Source organism: Sphingobacteriaceae bacterium, assembly GCA_016715905.1.
Lineage (GTDB): Bacteria > Bacteroidota > Bacteroidia > B-17B0 > Aurantibacillaceae > Aurantibacillus.
Window position 1 is genome coordinate 152,147 of the sequence record JADJXI010000017.1, and the last position, 16,964, is coordinate 169,110.

Annotated in this window: 13 protein-coding genes; 5 read left to right on the forward strand and 8 right to left on the reverse strand. The window is 34.6% G+C overall.

The features are described 5' to 3' along the window. The first annotated feature begins 46 nt into the window (after positions 1 to 46). The 3 genes from IPM51_13210 to creD all read left to right on the forward strand — a co-directional run bounded on the left by IPM51_13210 (position 47) and on the right by creD (position 2,611). Positions 47 to 436, forward strand: a complete 390-nt coding sequence (locus IPM51_13210) for a hypothetical protein (GenBank protein ID MBK9285253.1) — start codon at positions 47 to 49, stop codon at positions 434 to 436. Between the two features lie 77 nt (positions 437 to 513). Beyond that, positions 514 to 1,197 (forward strand): response regulator transcription factor, encoded by a 684-nt coding sequence (locus IPM51_13215; protein MBK9285254.1) that lies wholly within the window; start codon positions 514 to 516, stop codon positions 1,195 to 1,197. 136 nt (positions 1,198 to 1,333) lie between these two features. Continuing rightward, positions 1,334 to 2,611, forward strand: a complete 1,278-nt coding sequence (gene creD / locus IPM51_13220; protein ID MBK9285255.1) for a cell envelope integrity protein CreD — start codon at positions 1,334 to 1,336, stop codon at positions 2,609 to 2,611. 49 nt (positions 2,612 to 2,660) lie between these two features. On the opposite strand, the gene IPM51_13225 is transcribed toward creD, so the two are convergent. Both IPM51_13225 and recN read right to left on the reverse strand, forming a co-directional pair. Beyond that, complete coding sequence (locus tag IPM51_13225; GenBank protein MBK9285256.1) at positions 2,661 to 3,476, reverse strand: SDR family oxidoreductase; 816 nt, start codon at positions 3,474 to 3,476, stop codon at positions 2,661 to 2,663. A 90-nt stretch (positions 3,477 to 3,566) separates the two neighbouring features. Beyond that, entirely contained in the window at positions 3,567 to 5,279 is a 1,713-nt protein-coding gene (recN, locus tag IPM51_13230) for a DNA repair protein RecN (protein ID MBK9285257.1), read from the reverse strand. A gap of 151 nt (positions 5,280 to 5,430) precedes the next feature. Between recN and IPM51_13235 the strand changes: the two genes are divergently transcribed. Both IPM51_13235 and IPM51_13240 read left to right on the forward strand, forming a co-directional pair. Beyond that, positions 5,431 to 6,297, forward strand: coding sequence for an RNA polymerase sigma factor RpoD/SigA (locus IPM51_13235; GenBank protein MBK9285258.1), 867 nt, complete (start codon positions 5,431 to 5,433; stop codon positions 6,295 to 6,297). Between the two features lie 146 nt (positions 6,298 to 6,443). Beyond that, the gene (locus IPM51_13240) at positions 6,444 to 9,263 is read left to right on the forward strand and encodes a membrane assembly protein AsmA (protein MBK9285259.1); all 2,820 of its coding nucleotides are present in this window, start codon (positions 6,444 to 6,446) and stop codon (positions 9,261 to 9,263) included. Between the two features lie 217 nt (positions 9,264 to 9,480). Here the strand turns inward: IPM51_13240 and IPM51_13245 are convergent, their stop codons facing one another. From IPM51_13245 to IPM51_13270, 6 genes are all read right to left on the reverse strand, one after another. Further along, positions 9,481 to 10,185: a hypothetical protein gene (locus IPM51_13245; protein ID MBK9285260.1), complete on the reverse strand. Its 705-nt coding sequence runs from the start codon at positions 10,183 to 10,185 to the stop codon at positions 9,481 to 9,483. Further along, positions 10,166 to 10,384 carry a hypothetical protein gene (locus IPM51_13250; protein ID MBK9285261.1) on the reverse strand — a complete coding sequence of 73 codons (219 nt, stop codon included), beginning with the start codon at positions 10,382 to 10,384 and terminating at the stop codon, positions 10,166 to 10,168. Before IPM51_13250 ends, IPM51_13245 begins: the two co-directional genes overlap by 20 nt. Positions 10,385 to 10,665: 281 nt before the next feature. Next, positions 10,666 to 11,376 (reverse strand): hypothetical protein, encoded by a 711-nt coding sequence (locus IPM51_13255; GenBank protein MBK9285262.1) that lies wholly within the window; start codon positions 11,374 to 11,376, stop codon positions 10,666 to 10,668. Next, on the reverse strand, positions 11,357 to 15,217 hold the full coding sequence (locus IPM51_13260) for a hypothetical protein (GenBank protein ID MBK9285263.1): 3,861 nt from the start codon (positions 15,215 to 15,217) through the stop codon (positions 11,357 to 11,359). The genes IPM51_13255 and IPM51_13260 overlap by 20 nt, the downstream gene beginning before the upstream one ends. A gap of 83 nt (positions 15,218 to 15,300) precedes the next feature. Continuing rightward, positions 15,301 to 15,654 carry a hypothetical protein gene (locus tag IPM51_13265; protein ID MBK9285264.1) on the reverse strand — a complete coding sequence of 118 codons (354 nt, stop codon included), beginning with the start codon at positions 15,652 to 15,654 and terminating at the stop codon, positions 15,301 to 15,303. Positions 15,655 to 15,773: 119 nt separating this feature from the next. After that, on the reverse strand, positions 15,774 to 16,652 hold the full coding sequence (locus IPM51_13270; protein ID MBK9285265.1) for an aldehyde dehydrogenase family protein: 879 nt from the start codon (positions 16,650 to 16,652) through the stop codon (positions 15,774 to 15,776). Positions 16,653 to 16,964: the final 312 nt, after the last annotated feature.

A 16,964-nucleotide genomic window follows, 5' to 3' on the forward strand; every position in this document is an offset into this window, starting at 1 on the left:
TTACCCGTTGTTATTGAGTTAACAACGGGTTTATTATATCCCAACTATGACTCCAAAACACATTCACGCTAAACTTGATAAAATAGATCAAGCAGCTGATAAAAATTTTCTGATAGAAGCTTATATCCTGCACTACCAGCTCAATATTGAACTTCTTCATCAGTTGTATAACACGTTTTGTGAGCAAAAATCCATTGAGGTTAAACCAAAAAAAATCGTTCAAATTCTTTACCAGGAATGCAATCCGGGAAGTAAGCTGAAAAACAATATCAATCGAAAAAATCTAAAATTAGTTATGAGTTGGATTGAGAATAACGAACAGCTCTTTAAAAATTTACGTAATGGATTTACAACTAAACCCGATAAAAAAAGTATTGCTGACTGCCGTAGCGTATTTAATCTGCTTAATATCTCTTTAAGAAAACACGGCTCTTAATTAGCATAGAATAATTTAATGTTAAGTTAACCTTCTCTTCCCGATAGTTTAAACTCCTAACAGGATATTTGATTTAGATGATCCCGAATAAAAATAATATCGTTTTTATTGATAATTCCATTCAAAACATTTATAAAACATTGGATGTTTTAAAACAGACCTTTGCCAATATTTTTTATTTCAATTCGGAAGAAGAAGGGATGAAGTACCTGCAAGAAAATAATGCCGATATAATTTTATTAAATTTAGATCTTCAGCCCTTAGATGCAATAACTTTTGCAAACGAAATTCTAAAATTAAAAAGTAGTCATAAACCCTTTACTATTATTTACTCCGACAAACAGGATGATTTTATTCAGGAACTGGCCTTTAATTCGGAAATAGATTCCTTTATCAGTTTTCATAAAAAACCGGCTGTACTTTTACCCTTTTTAAAAAACTTAATTTCACGCCTTAAAGTAGAATCTAAAAAAACACAACACAATATTCAGGTTGATGAAGAAAAATTTATAATCCTGGTTAAAAATAAATCATTCACCTTACCTAAAAAAGAATTCAAACTTTTTGAATTACTGCATCAACATCCCGATAAAATTTTCAGCAAAAAAGAATTGGCTCAACTTATTTGGAACGATGAATCCGTGGCCGATAAAAGAATCATTGATGTTCATATTTACAACATCAGAAAAACCTTAGGACGTAATATCATTCGCTCACAAAAAGGAAAAGGCTATAAAATGAACTTAAAATTCATTTCATAAGTTTAGCTTTACCTATTTTCTTAATTTTCCTTAAATCCATACTTTTTCCGGTTCTTTTACGTTTACTTTGTATTCAATCCCCCTTTAACTAATTACCCAATTAATGGAAATTAAACCCGAAAAACCCAAATACGCCATGGCCTTAAAAGGCGGCGTTATCTTTTTATTAATCCTTCTTCTTGCAATTCCTACTATTTTAATTAATGAAATGGTGCACGAAAGACAAAGAAGATTGGAAGAAGCTGTACGCGAAGTGAGCAGTAAATGGGCTGACCGGCAAACCATAAGCGGACCTATTATCAGTATTCCTTTTCTGGAATATTACCGCGATTCATTAGGAGTACATTCTTATAAACGATATGCACATGTTTTACCCAATAATTTAAAAATAAACGGAAGCCTTGCGCCAGAAATGCGATATCGTGGGATTTTTCAAGTTGCCGTTTATAATTCTAAAATAGAATTTAAAGGCGATTTTGATCACTTTGATATCAAAGATTTAAATGTTCCTGAACAAAATATTTTATGGCAAGATGCTTTTGTATCTATTGGCATCAGTGATTTAAGGGGAATTGAAGAGGCTGTTGATTTTAAATGGAATGATGAACAATACTCTTTTAATTCAGGATTAGAATCCAAAGATGTTTTATATAGCGGAATTAATACACGAATAAAAATAAACAGAGACACTTTACAACAAAAAAATACTTTTTCTTTCAGTTTAAATTTAAAAGGGTCTGAATATGTTTATTTTTCTCCAATCGGTAAAACTACCGAAGTAAATATTTCTTCCCCATGGACAAGTCCGAGTTTCGACGGTGCATTTCTTCCCGATAAAAGAGAAGTTGATGAAAAAGGATTTAATGCTTACTGGAGAGTTTTACACCTCAATAGAAATTTTCCACAACAATGGTTAGGTAACCAACATAATATAGAAGGCTCTGCTTTTGGAATTAATTTAAAAATTCCAACCGATAACTACACAAAAACGGACAGAAGCATGAAGTATTCACTCTTATTTATTACGCTTACTTTCTTAATTTTCTATTTTCTAGAGTTAATGAACAACAAATATTTTCATGCTATTCAATATTTATTGGTAGGTTTTGCATTGTGTATTTTTTATGTTTTACTACTTTCCATTTCTGAACACATCCCTTATAACTATGCTTATGTTATTGCAAGTATTATGACTATTGGTTTAATTTCCTGGTATACTTCCGGGGTTTTAAAGGATAAAAAATTAGCGATGATGATTGGTGGTAATTTAACTTTACTGTACGGATTTATTTTTACTTTAATACAGTTAGAAGACTATGCCTTGTTAATGGGCAGCTTAGGCTTATTTGTTATCTTAAGTATTGTCATGTATTACTCCCGCAAAATAGATTGGGCTACCTTAATGAAAAAATAAAAAAAGCGGGAAAATAATTTTCCCGCTTCCTTTTTAAAATGAGTAAGAATTATTTAGCACCTAACATATTCAGTTGATCCTGACTTACGCCGGTAGTAGAATAACCTCCATCATGTAACAAATTCTGCATAGTTACCATGCGGGTTAAATCGCTAAATAAGGTAATGCAATAATTTGCACAATCATCCGCGCTAGCATTTCCTAAAGGCGATTGCGCATCTGCGAAATTATAAAAATCATCAAAACCTTTAATTCCACTACCTGCAGTGGTACGAGTTGGTGATTGAGAAACGGTATTTACTCTTACTTTTTTAGATTTACCATAGTGATAACCAAAAGTACGCGCAATACTTTCTAACATGGCCTTTATATCTGCCATATCTGTGTAAAAGGGATAGGCTCTTTGTGCGGCAATATAACTTAGCGCCACTACGGATGCATGCTCATTCAAAGCATCCAGCTTATAAGCAGCTGCTAACATTTTGTGAAAGGATAAAGCAGAAACATCAATTCCTTTTTGATAATACTCATAATTTAATTCGGTATAAGGAATATTCTTGCGAATATTCACACTCATTCCTATAGAATGAAGCACAAAATCAAATTTTCCGCCTAAAGTCTGCATACCTTCGGTATATAATTTTTCTACATCGGCAACAACCGTTGCATCGGCCGGTATAATTTTTGAATTGGTTTGTTCAGCCAATTTATTGATGGCTCCCATACGCATGGCAATAGGTGCGTTGCTTAATACTATGCTTGCTCCCTCTTCATGTGCTTTTAGTGCTACTTTCCAGGCAATAGAATTTTCATCTAAAGCGCCGGTAATTATTCCTCTTTTTCCTTTTAATAAATTATAAGCCATTGTCTTTTTTTTTGATGTTGTAAATATAGTATTTATGCCTGAAATTATTCAAACATAAAATCAGTATCCGTACGGAAAAGAATTAATTTATTATACATTAAGTAGCTCTTTTGCATTTTTTAATGCAGATGGAGTAGGGTTGCCGGTACTGAGCATTTTGGCAATTTCATTTATTCGTTCTGTTTTATTTAATTCTTTCATAAACGATTCAGTGGCTTTGTCAGAATCTTTTTTGAAAACAAACAAATGATGATTTCCCTTACTGGCAATTTGAGGTAAATGCGTAATTGTAATAACCTGCCTGTTTTTTCCCATCGTGCTTAATATATTCCCAATTTTATCTGCAACATCGCCACTTACGCCGCTATCAATTTCATCAAAAATAATGGTTGGCAATTCTTTTTTATCAGCCATTAAAGATTTTAAACTGAGCATTAAGCGCGATAACTCACCTCCACTGGCCACTTTATTTAATTCTGCCGGGCTGCCTCCTTTATTGGCTGAAAATAAAAAGCGCACCTTATCATATCCGGTGGTACTTAAAATGCTTTGCTCACCCAGTTCGATTTTAAAAACCGCATTAGGCATGGCTAATTCATGCAAGATTTTTATAATTTCTTTTTCTAAAGGAGCAATGGCTTTATTTCTATGTTTACTCAGTTTTTTAGCCTGGACGTCGCATTCTTTTTCCAAAGTAATTAATTCGTGGTTTAATTTTTCTATTTGCACTCCAACTGAACTAAATAAACTCAATTTACTTTCAATTTCCAGTTTTGTATGCAACAATTCTTCTTCTGTTTTAACGTTATGCTTTTTGAGTAAACGATTTATCTGATCTATTGTTGCATTTATCCCATTTAATTTTTCTTCGTTTAAGGCAATTTCATTTCCTTCATCTTCCAGCTCGGCACTTAATTCTTTTAAATCTATATAAGCAGAATTTATTCTTTCATAATACCCATTGTATTTAGCGGAGATTTTTAATAAGGCCTGCAATGTTTGTTTTACCTGTTGCAAATCATTCAACAAATTTTTATCTCCATCGTTCAGCGCAGCGGCTACTTTCAATAAACTGCCTTTTATGAATTCGGCATTTTCTAATGTTGCACTTTCTTCTTCCAGTTTTTTTAATTGTCCGGCACTTAATCCGGCTTCTTCTAACTCATTAAATAAAAACTGATAATAATCTAATTCTTTTTTTGCTTGACTCTCTTGCTCGTTTAATACCAATAAATCACTTTTTATTTTTTGTAATTGTGTAAATTTGTTTTGGTAGGCTTTATATTCGGCCGATGTCCCGGCAAAGACATCCAATAATTCCAATTGAAAATTATTTTGATTCAGTAATAAATTCTGATGTTGTGAGTGCACATCAATTAATTTTTCGGATAAAAATTTTAAGGCATTTAAATTTACCGGTGTATCATTTAAAAAACTTCGCGATTTTCCTTCCGGATTTATTTCTCTTCGGAGAATTAAAATTTTTTCTTCATCCAGTTTTTCTCTTTCAAAAAATGCTTTTAAATCTAAGTCTCCGGCATCAAATTCCGCTTCAATAATGCATTTTTTATTTTTGTTGCTTAAGCTGGCGGTATCGGCGCGTTTACCCAACACCAACGATAAGGCTTCAATAAAAATAGATTTCCCTGCTCCGGTTTCGCCGGTTATCACACTTAAGTGCCCCGGAAAATGAACATCCATTTCGTTAATTAAAGCAAAATTTCGGATATATAGCTTGCGCAACATGGCAGCAATTTCGGAATTAAAAACCAATGGTTTTAAGCCAATTTTAACAAAATTCAAGTCATATTTTAACAATAGTAGCCCTTTTTCACTCAGTCAATACCCCTTTTATCTTGTTAACAAGGTGCATTTAATATTTATTTAGCCTGTAACTAAACTTTACACCCAACGTAATATCTAATAATTACGTATAAATTAAAAAAGCAACACTATGCGTCAACTAAAAATAACCAAACAGATTACCAATCGCGAAACCGCTTCGCTTGATATGTACTTGCAAGATATTGGCCGCGTGGAACTCATAACGGCTGAAGAAGAGGTGGTTTTGGCCCAGCGTATTAAACAAGGCGATCAAAAAGCTTTGGATAAATTGGTAAAGGCCAATTTACGTTTTGTGGTTTCGGTATCTAAGCAATATCAAAATCAGGGCATGAGTTTGCCCGACTTAATTAACGAGGGAAATTTAGGATTAATAAAAGCAGCGCAACGCTTTGATGAAACCCGTGGTTTTAAATTTATTTCTTATGCTGTATGGTGGATTCGTCAGAGTATTTTACAATCCTTAGCAGAGCAAAGCCGTATTGTACGTTTGCCTTTAAATAAAATTGGAGCCATTAATAAAATAAATAAAGCACTCTCTAAAATGGAGCAGGATTTGGAAAGAGAACCCAGCTATGATGAGGTGAGTGAAGCTTTAGATATGTTACCGAAGGATATTCAGGATACCATGCGTAATAATCACCGTCACATGAGTATGGATGCGCCTTTAAATCTTAATGAAGATGGTGGCAGTTTATATGATTTAATGGAGAATGATGAAGCTGTAAGTCCTGAAAAATTTTTAATGAATGAAAGTTTACAACAGGAAATTTCGCGCTCATTGGCCACACTAACAGAAAGAGAAGCGGATGTGGTGAAATTATTTTTTGGGTTAAACGGCTCACATGCCCATTCCTTAGAAGAAATTGGAGAAAAATTTGAATTAACGCGCGAGCGTGTTCGACAAATTAAAGAAAAAGCGGTACGCCGTTTAAAACACGGTTCACGCAGCAGGCTATTAAAGGCTTATCTTGGATAAAGATGAGGTTTAATTAAGGTGAACCCCCCGAATTATCGGGGGGTTTTTTTGTGCATTTTCGGCCGTGAATTGATTCGGGAAAATCAATTGTCTCCTTTCTGATTTTCTTTCTATCTTTAAAGCTCCAAATCTAATGCCTTATGAATATGAACAAGCCCAAAAAATCACTTTTTAAGAGAATATTAAAATGGTCGGGAATTACATTTCTGCTTCTTTTAATTTTAATCATTATTGCTCCTTTTATTTTTAAGGATAAAATTATTGCCTTGGTGAAAGATGAAGCAAACAATGCTTTGAACGCAAAAGTTGATTTTGGCGAATTTGATTTGAGTTTAATTTCAACTTTCCCTGATTTCAGATTTGAAATAAACAAGGTAAGTGTCGTAGGCGTTGATGATTTTGCCAATGATACTTTAGCATCCATTAATCAATTACGCCTGGATTTAAATTTAAAAAGCGTAATCAGTGGCGGACCTTACAGTATAAATTCCATTGTAATTAATAAAGCACGAATTTTAGGAAAAGTATTGAGCAATGGTAAAGCAAACTGGGATATTGCAAAAGCCGACTCAAGTGCAGCAGCGCCGGAAGAAACAAGTAGCGAGGAAACTAAATTTTCATTGAAACTTAAAGAATTTAAAATTGAAAATGCACATATAGTTTATGATGATCAGCAAGGAGGCATGTACAGCAAATTGGAAGATTTAAACTACAGCTTAAATGGAGATTTCACGCAAGATAATTTTGTGTTAAGCAATTTATTGGAAATAGCTAAAACTACTTTTGCTATGGGCGGTGTAAATTATTTAACCGAAGTTAAAACGCGGGTGAAAGCCGATTTAGATATGGATATGCCTAAAATGAAATTCGCATTTAAAGAAAATGAATTTAGTTTGAATGAATTAACATTAGGCTTAGATGGATATGTTGAAATGCCCGACACTAACATTACTATGGATCTTAAATTTAAAGCCAACAAGGCCGACTTTAAATCTATACTCTCTTTAATACCTGCCGTATTCACCAAAGATTTTGCAGGCTTACAAGCTTCCGGAAAAATGGCTTTAGATGGAAATGCAAAAGGTGTTTACAACGCTTCCTCTTTACCGGCCTTTGGTGTAAACTTGTTGGTTGAAAACGGAATGTTTAAATATCCGGCATTACCTAAGTCGGTGAATAATGTAAATATTGATATAAAAGTTTTAAATCCTAACGGTCAGCTGGATGCCACCACAATTGATGTAAGTAAATTTCATGTAGAAATGGCCGGCAATCCAATTGATTTAGCCGCCCATGTTAAAACCCCAATTTCTGATCCGGGTTTAAGAGCCGACATTCAAGGTAAAATTGATTTAGCTTCGGTTAAAGAATTTATTCCGTTGGAAAAAGGAGATAATTTAAACGGTATCATTAAATCTGACATCAGCATTGCCGGTAATTTAAGTGCTATTGAAAAACAGGACTATGAAAAATTTAAAGCCAGCGGAGGTTTAGAAATTTCAAATATGGATTACAGTAGCACTACTTTACCATATGCCGTGCAGTTGAAAAACATGATTTTAAATTTCAGCACACAATATGTTGAACTGGCAGCCTTTGATGCCAAATTAGGAAAAAGTGATATTATGGCTAATGGTAAAATCGAAAACTTTATGCAATTTATTTTTAAAGATGATTTAATTACCGGTCACTTCAATGTGAATAGTAATTTAATGGACTTAAATGAAATGATGGGTTCATCAGAAACAACAACTACGGCGGCAAGTACCGAAACTGCAGTAGCAACTGCAACTACCGAAGCCGAAGTGATGCATGTGCCGGGAAATATTGATTTTGTGATGAATACCAACGTGAAAAAAGTGTTATACACTAATTTGGTTTTAGAAAATATGGTTGGAAATATTGAGGTGAAGAATAAAAAAGTGGACATGACGAATTTAAGAATGAACGTGATGGATGGCGCATTAACCATCAATGGCTTCTATGAAACTTCAAATCCAACTAAACCAACCACCGGCTTAACTTTAAAGATTGAAAATTTTGACATCCAAAAAACTTACAATTCATTTGATGTTTTAAAAACCATGGCACCTTCAGCTCAATATGCAAAAGGAAAGTTTACGGCAACACTTGAAAACTTTAACACTTCTTTAAACAGTAAAATGGAGCCTGACTTAAATGCCGTAAAAGCAAACGGAACTTTAAAAACCGATAAAGTAGTTGTGGGCGGCTTTCCTCCATTCATGAAATTAAGTGAAGTTTTAAAAATGGAACAACTTAAAAGCATGAATGTAGATAATTTGAATTTAAATTATTTAATAGAGGGTGGACGATTAATAATGAAACCTTTTGATACTAAAATTAATAATATCCCAACTAACATTAGCGGTAGCACCGGTTTTGATCAAACCATTGATTATAAATGGAAAATGCAAATACCAAAAAGTATGATGGGAGGAGCGGCTGCCGGAGTTATGGATGATTTATTGAAAAAAGCCAATGCCCAAGCCGGAACTAATTTAGCCGTGGGTGATAAAATAAATGTTACTGCTAATTTTGGAGGTACTGTAACTAAACCAACCGTTTCTACCGGATTAAAAGATGATGCAAAGAGCACGGTGGCAACAGTTACTACACAAGTAGTCAATAATGCTATAGATAAAGCGGCGGAAGAAGCGAAGAAAATATTGGAAGATGCCAAAGCCGAATGTGAAAAACAAAAGGCCGAAGCTGCAGCCAATGCCGAAAAAACCAAACAAGATGGATATGCAGCAGCCGATGCATTAGTTGAACAAGCTTCTAATCCAATTGCCAAAGTAGCCGCTAAAAAAGCAGCCGAAAAAGCAAAACAGGAAGCCGATAAAAAAGTACAGAAGATTATAGATGATGCAGAAGCAAAGTGTAAAAAACAATTAGAAGAAGCACAGATTAAAGCCGACGCTAAAGCTGCTGAAAAGAAAAAGTAAATTTCTTGCGGGATTTATAAAAAAATTATAATGTCAGGTCGAGTAGAGCTTGTGTATTCAGTGTGCTCGTATCGAGACCTGGACATGGGTAACACTTCTCGATACGCTCGTGCCTCGCTACTCGAAGTGACAGGCTTGGCCGGATAAGAATCCGATTTGTCATTCTGAGCCGCATTGCATGAAAAATGAAAGCGGCGAAGAATCTATACCAAAAATATTATGGTAAACTTTTTTCAGGAAGTGGAATGATGGGTTTAGTGGTGTCTCTTTTCAACCAATTGTTTTTTACATTACTTAAATGCATGGCTTCATAAAACTCTTTCTCGGTTTTAAATCTTCTCCCCTTTAAATACCAATCATTTTCCGGACCTTGATTTTTAAAATCTCCCCAGGCTATCCCCTCAAAATGCGCCTTAAACCAATTCTCATTGATTTGTCCGTTTATTAAATATCCATTGTACACTTTTTCTAAAGCAATTTCATGAAGTTGTTGATAAGACAAAGGTTTATTCCAAGGATGACCTTTAACCATGTCACGAGGAATAATAATATTATATCCATCAAAAAAAAACCATTCAGAATTAATAAACTCTCCATAAAACAAATCAATGTCGTCGGCTTCGGTATATTCTAACAACTGCTGTTTTAATACACATCCAATAAATCTCGTTTTTGATGTGTTAAAACAAATTAAAGAGTCTAAAAAACAATTTTTTGAATCACCACAAAATTTATAATATCCCAACTTATTTATAGTCCACGAATTAATACTGTCAGATGCATTTTGGTAAATTATATTAAATTCTGTTTCACCAATTATTTTTTTTGAAATCAATTTATAATTTGGTTTTTCAGGTTCATTACAAGAATATAATAAAATGAACAGAATTAATATTTTAAATTTAATTACGAGGTTTAACATAACCTTCTTCGTTGCTTTTTTTCTTAAATATCCAATAATAATTCCCTATAGAATGTGAACCTAAATAACTCTTGGTTTCAACTTCTCTTGGTATTTCAATTCTTTTTGAAGAAAATCCGGGAAGATTTAATCCAATCCCCGGCACGTTACATTGCGGTGCCACCCCATCCTGCAACCATGGAGGGTCCTCGTTTTGCATACCTAAATTACTGCCGTATTGCCACACGAGGGTAAAGATAAAAAAGTATTTTTTTCCACACTTTTAAATCTAATTTAGTATTAATAAAAACTTCAAGTCAGGTCGAGTAAAGCTTGTGCATTCGGTGTGCTCGTATCGAGACCTGGACATGGGTAACACTTCTCGATACGCTCGTGCCTCGCTACTCGAAGTGACAGGCTTGGCCGGATAAGAATCCGATTTGTCATTCTGAGCCGCATTGCATGAAAAATGAAAGCGGCGAAGAATCTATACCAAAAATATTATGGTAAACTTTTTTCAGGAAGTGGAATGATGGGTTTAGTGGTGTCTCTTTTCAACCAATTGTTTTTTACATTACTTAAATGCATGGCTTCACAAAACTCTTTCTCGGTTTTAAATCTTCTCCCCTTTAAATACCAATCATTTTCCGGACCTTGATTTTTAAAATCTCCCCAGGCTATCCCCTCAAAATGCGCCTTAAACCAATTCTCATTGATTTGCCCGTTAATTAAATATCCACTATATACTTCCTTTAAAGCAATTTCATGAAGTTGTTGATATGAAAAATAACTGGTAGTATCTTTTTTTTTCATTTCATTGGGAATAAATATTGAAGAGCTCGAACTAAAAAAATACCATTTATCCCCTATTTTTTCTCCTAGCAATTTTCCAATAGCAGCTGTAGGACTTGGATTAACATAAGTTCGCCATAATGTTGCTACTATTATTTTATTGGCACTTTTATTAAAACAAATTAATGAATCAACAATAAAATCTGTCACACCAATTTCTTGAGTATACTCACTTAATTTGTTTATTCTCCAATGAAATACTGAATCGTTAATATTGTTTTGAACTTCCTTATAGACTGTATCACTACTTGAGTTAATACTCACTTGAAAGTATAAATCTGTATTGTCTTTTTGTTGCAAATTATTACAACTTAAAAGCAGAAAAAATAATATTATAAGTTTAATTTCTTTTTTTAACATAACCAGCTCCTTGTGTACCAGCAACATTTTTAATATTAAATATCCAATAATAATTCCCTATAGAATGTGAACCTAAATAACTCTTGGTTTCAACTTCTCTTGGTATTTCAATTCTTTTTGAAGAAAATCCGGGAAGATTTAATCCAATCCCCTGCACGTTACATTGCGGTGCCACCCCATCCTGCAACCATGGAGGGTCCTCGTTTTGCATACCTAAATTACTGCCGTATTGCCAAACTTCTGTAAACATATTTAATTCAACTCCTCCGCTACATGCGTTTTCTGGTGCTAATATATAATATCTTCCGAATTTAAATCCCGCAATTTTTAACATTTTAATTAAACCTACTGAGTAGGCATATCCCATACTATGGGCAACCACATCAACCGTGTCTTTTTCTTTATTAAAAATTATATCGCCTGTGTTTATTTTTGAAATTAAATTGGACGCTGCAATTGCCCCACTTGCCTCCCTAATCTTAAATCCTGAAATATTTTCTTTGGTGTGTAAATAAGATTTATCGAATTTATAATTGTTAGCAACATTTATAGGGTCTAATTTAACTAACAATCTTATTTTATCCGACAATATATTTCCGGCTAAATAAGAACTAACAGATTCATGATTCGAAGTTTTTACACTGTGATGTCCGTCAAAGTAAACTACATTTTTCGTGCCAATTCTATTGATAAATCTTGCATCCAACCCTTTCCAGTAGCCCCGGCAATCTCCCATTTCACATTTATTTTCTGTGTCTACGTATTCTGTTAAGTTTGGAATTAATAATCCATCGTTGAAATTAACAGTTGGTCGGTATCCGTTTACAAAAACCAAAAGATTCTTATAAATACTTGTATCTTTTAAATAGTTGATCAACATTTGAATCCTGTACGGTGGCACAGCAATTTTTATTTTATCATCTACATTAACGATGTCAACGCTTGGCCCACCTTTTTCGATCACGGCTTTATCCGCAATTATTTTATTTCTTGGTTTAACTTGTTCGTTTAATAAGTTTACAATTTGAACCTTTATATAATCATAACTGCTCCCTCCAAGAAAGCAATTCTTAGCTGTTTCGGTTAAAGTATTATTGTTAAGCTGAAATTGACTTCCTTTTTTATAATGAAGTTTAATTTTGGCGATCAATTTAAAAATATCTTCGGCACCGCGTTCATTGCCCCAAAAACTCCCATCCTCCTCCTCATCAAACCAATTGAATTTTTCGGGAGAAATTTTGGTTTGCATCCATTGCTCAAATACCATTTGTATTCCATTTCCGTAATCCATTAAATTATTGGTGCTTGCTTTTTCTGCTGTAGGAAAAGTATGGTCAAAGCCAAAGGCTCCATGTCCTAATTCATGGGCAATAGTTTTTAGGACCGCCCCGCTTTTAATAAATCCCATGGCTTTGCCTCTGGCCATATAACCCAATTGCTCGGCGTTAGTAAATTCATTCACTATAAATAAATAAAGCGCTTCTTTATCGTAAGCGGTATCTTTTTCCCGGTAAGCTGTTCTTAAGGCTCTCATCTCTTCACTGTATTTACTCAATATTCCTGCATCGGCCGATTCCAGTTTCCCGTCTTTTAAATCAAAAGTGAAGTTGGGCGCCACACTTAACGACCAAGTGGTATTGCTTTGTTTGTAAACAGCATTCAACTGTGCCTGTAAGTTTTCCGGAACCGCAGTGCCATTTACGGGAACTACCACAACTTTTTTATTATACTGCTCCAATGCGTGAATATTAAGTTTCCCTATTTTTTTATTATTATACCAGGCATAAATGCATTCGGCATCAGCCGGAATGTTTTGCAAACGCAAGGTATTGGCCGACGGACCGGTATTAACCGTTATGGCTTCTCCGCTTTTTGTTTTAAAAGTTAACGCACCCGTATTTTCCGGGAGCGTGTAAACAGCTATAACCTCATCGTTGGAAGAAACACCTATACTCTTATTCGCTACAAAATATTTCTTTTTGTTTTTAAGTGGTATGACTTCGTAATTCTGAATAAAGGCAGCGTATTGTTTGATATCCATCCCAAATTTTTGATTATCCGCGGCTAAAAATTCTACTTTCATACTATCACTCGCTGCTAAACTATCATTACTCAGTGTTAAATAATTGAATGGACCTTTTACTTTAGGCGGAGGGGGCGAAGTTTGTATGATGTATTCATTTCCTTCACCATCTCTCACTACCGTGATGTTGGAATTGGGATTAAAAGGAATGCATATATTTTCCGCACTTCCTTGAAAGGTATAACAAATTTGATTGCCTTTAATAAATACCGTATCAATTTCCCCGTTGGTATAATGTGCATTTTGCTCTGCCACTTTCAAGTCCCAATCTTCCAGCCATTGATCAATGCCATCGGTTAAGGCATCAATGGTGCCTTGCTGCATTCTTCCATCCACATCAATATAAATATTATCCCACTTTACACGAATTCGTTTTCCGAATACTTTTACATAACCTTCGCCCTTATACCAACCTTCACTGCCTGTACTTTGAATTTTAATACAACTCACTTCAAACTGTCCGCTCTGAAAAATTAATCCGGGTATGGCTTTATTGGACGCTAAAGCTTCTGGCGGAGCTGTATTGTACTCCGGTTGGGGATCGTTGCAGCTGTATTGCGGAGCTTCTTCGGTTTTAAAAGTGGCCGTATTACTCCATTCTCCCTGTATTCCGTTTCCTTCTCCGCGTACCCGGGCTTCGTACACGGTTCCTTCTTCTAAATTTAAAATACGTTCTATACCATTTACATTTTCATAATCAAACCAATATTCGGTTCCTTGTTTTCTTACCTGTAAAAGATATTGGGTGAATGCACTTTGTTTATTCCAGTAACATTGTCCGGAACGGTGACTTAAGGCATGCGCATTTAATTCCAGTTTGATTACTTCGCCTATAACGTTCTGCACACTTCCGTATCTGAATGTACAAATCTGACTGTAACCCTCGTTTTTAAAATAATCTCTTCCGCTGTTATCCATGGCCCGCACCCGCCAAATGTATTTTTGATACAAATTTAAATTAGGCTCACTCAAACTATAATTAAAGAATGTTTGGTTGGTGGTGTAGGTAAAAATCGGACGCGTACTTTGTACAACCTGATTAGGATTGGCATTGGTATCGGGCCGGAATTCAAACAAAGAAAATTCATAAGAAGTGCCTAAACCACTATTTGGTGAGCCCAGGTTCATGGGTGTCCATTGAAATAAAATATTCTGCGGCGTTAATGGTTTAACAGTGCTGTTGCAAAGGGGGAAATTTAAAAAAGGAGGATCACTTAAGGTAAACCAGGCTTGGGCACAGGCCTCATTACTTACCTGAATGGGCTGTGCATTATTATAATCAAAAGCTTTTACACAAATGGAATAATAACCTTCGGGTAAACTCATGCGCTGCTCGTATTGAGATTGATTGATGCCTAAAAAATCGAGATTGCTGCTATTTAAATACGGGGCTAAATCTACCGAAGTGAAAAGTAAGGGTTGACCCGGAATTAAAGTAATGGGCGCCGGATTATAAAATGATTTTGTTTTTAAAGTAAAGCCATTCCCTTTTATTTCAAATTGCAATTTAATATTATACTGAGTTTGTGAAAAATCATTGAATTGCAGAATCAGTTTTAGTTTTTCAGCGCCTGGACTAGCATAATCTGGTAAATAGCCACTATAGGGTGGAATCAATTGCGTGCTGATTTGTACCGGATAAATTTGAGAAAAAATAAATTGGCTTAAGCACAATAATAGAAAAAGAAAGCTGTACTTCTTTAATTTCAGAAGCTTTTTATTTTTGTTTTTTGATATTTCAATTCCATTCTCGCACATAAACGAGTGTAATAAAATACAGAATGAAATTAATTAAAATTTTGAATTTGGAAAATAATTTACCTTAAATATTAGGCCGGAATTTACTTTTTGATGGATTTAATGCCTTGTAAGGCTAAATAAATAATTAAGGTTAACCAGCCTAATGGATAGGGTAAAATTAAAAGTCCCCACCACATATTTAAGTTTTGTGGACCCAATCCTCCAAAAGAAGAAATAATAAAAAGTGCGGCCACACCAAATAAAATACTAAGAAAGAGGATGAAGTAAATTTTAAAATTTGAGGCGTGCATTAATTTAGCGTGCAAAAAAAGTAAACCCGCTCCAATAGTGATTAGAATAGAACCTTCCATAGGATCCAGGGCGCCAAATATAACTGTGAATACGCCCAAATACTTTAACCACTTTATCCAACTAGGAATTGAAACTTTTTGCATTGCATTTTCCATTAGGCTCAAAGGTAAAAGCTATTTTATAGTCCGATTTTAGGATTAACGCAGTTTAACGCCATGAACGTGTTTAGACTGCTAAATAGCGTTAAAATTATTTGAAAAGGCTAATACTTTGCCCCGCCGGCACCAATATTTTCAATGGGATGCCAGGTGGTTTTTATTTCCTGTAAATCCATAATCAAATACGGATTTTGATTTTCGGGTTTGGTCCAATCTTTGTTCCAAAAAAAAGTTCTCTTTACATTAAGCGATGCATTTTCACCAATACTTTTTATTTCTTCCTTACTTTTTCGGCAATACACTGTAGCATTTACATCCATGTGTGAAGAAAAATGTGTGTGTAATTCTTTAGTGGTACCGGTAATAATATTCACCACGCCGGCCGGTAAATCAGAGGTAGCCAATACCTCGGCAAAACTGATGGCACAAAGCGGTAATTTTTCACTGGCTAAAACCACGCAGGTATTTCCGCCGGCAATCACCGGGCATATCACACTTATTAATCCAAGTAAGGTACTTTCTTCAGGAGCAATAACAGATATTACGCCCATAGGTTCAGGCACTGAAAAATTAAAGTGCGGTGTTGAAACCGGATTTACTGAACTGAATAATTGTTTGTATTTATCGCACCAACCCGCATAGTGTACTAAGCGGTCAACACTTTGTTTTACTTCTGCTTCAGCCGTTTTTTTGGGTATACCCATGCTTAACATTTCTTCAACAAACTGTGCTTTTCTGCCTTCCAGCATTTCAGCAATACGGTAAATTATTTGTGAGCGGTTAAAAGCGGCACGGGTACTCCAACTGTTAAATGCACTACGTGCAGCAACCACTGCATTCCGAAAATCTTTACGAGAGGATAGACAAATATTAGCAATGGTATTTTTTTTATTTTTCAGTTCATAATACCTTCCACTTTCCGTACGCGGAAACTGACCCCCAATATAAATTTTATAGGTTTTTAGTATTTCTATTCTGTCCATGGTTTATTGAATAAGTAAATATAATAAGTTATAGCGACATGGCAATTCCAAATATTGACCGAATAAGCAAGCCATTTAAGATTGAGGGCTTACTAGTCCTGTTTTTTTATTTAATAGAAAAAGTAATTAAAGGGATGATCATCCGATTTGTAATGCTGAGCTGACAAGGCAAAATTAAAAACTCAATACTTTCTCTTTCTTTTCTTTCTTGATAAAGAAAAGAAACAAAAGAAATCAAGCCTTCAAGGCAATTCTTAAATTTTGATATAAATTTTTTATTGTCGCCACGAAGGCGTCATACTGCGTTTATGT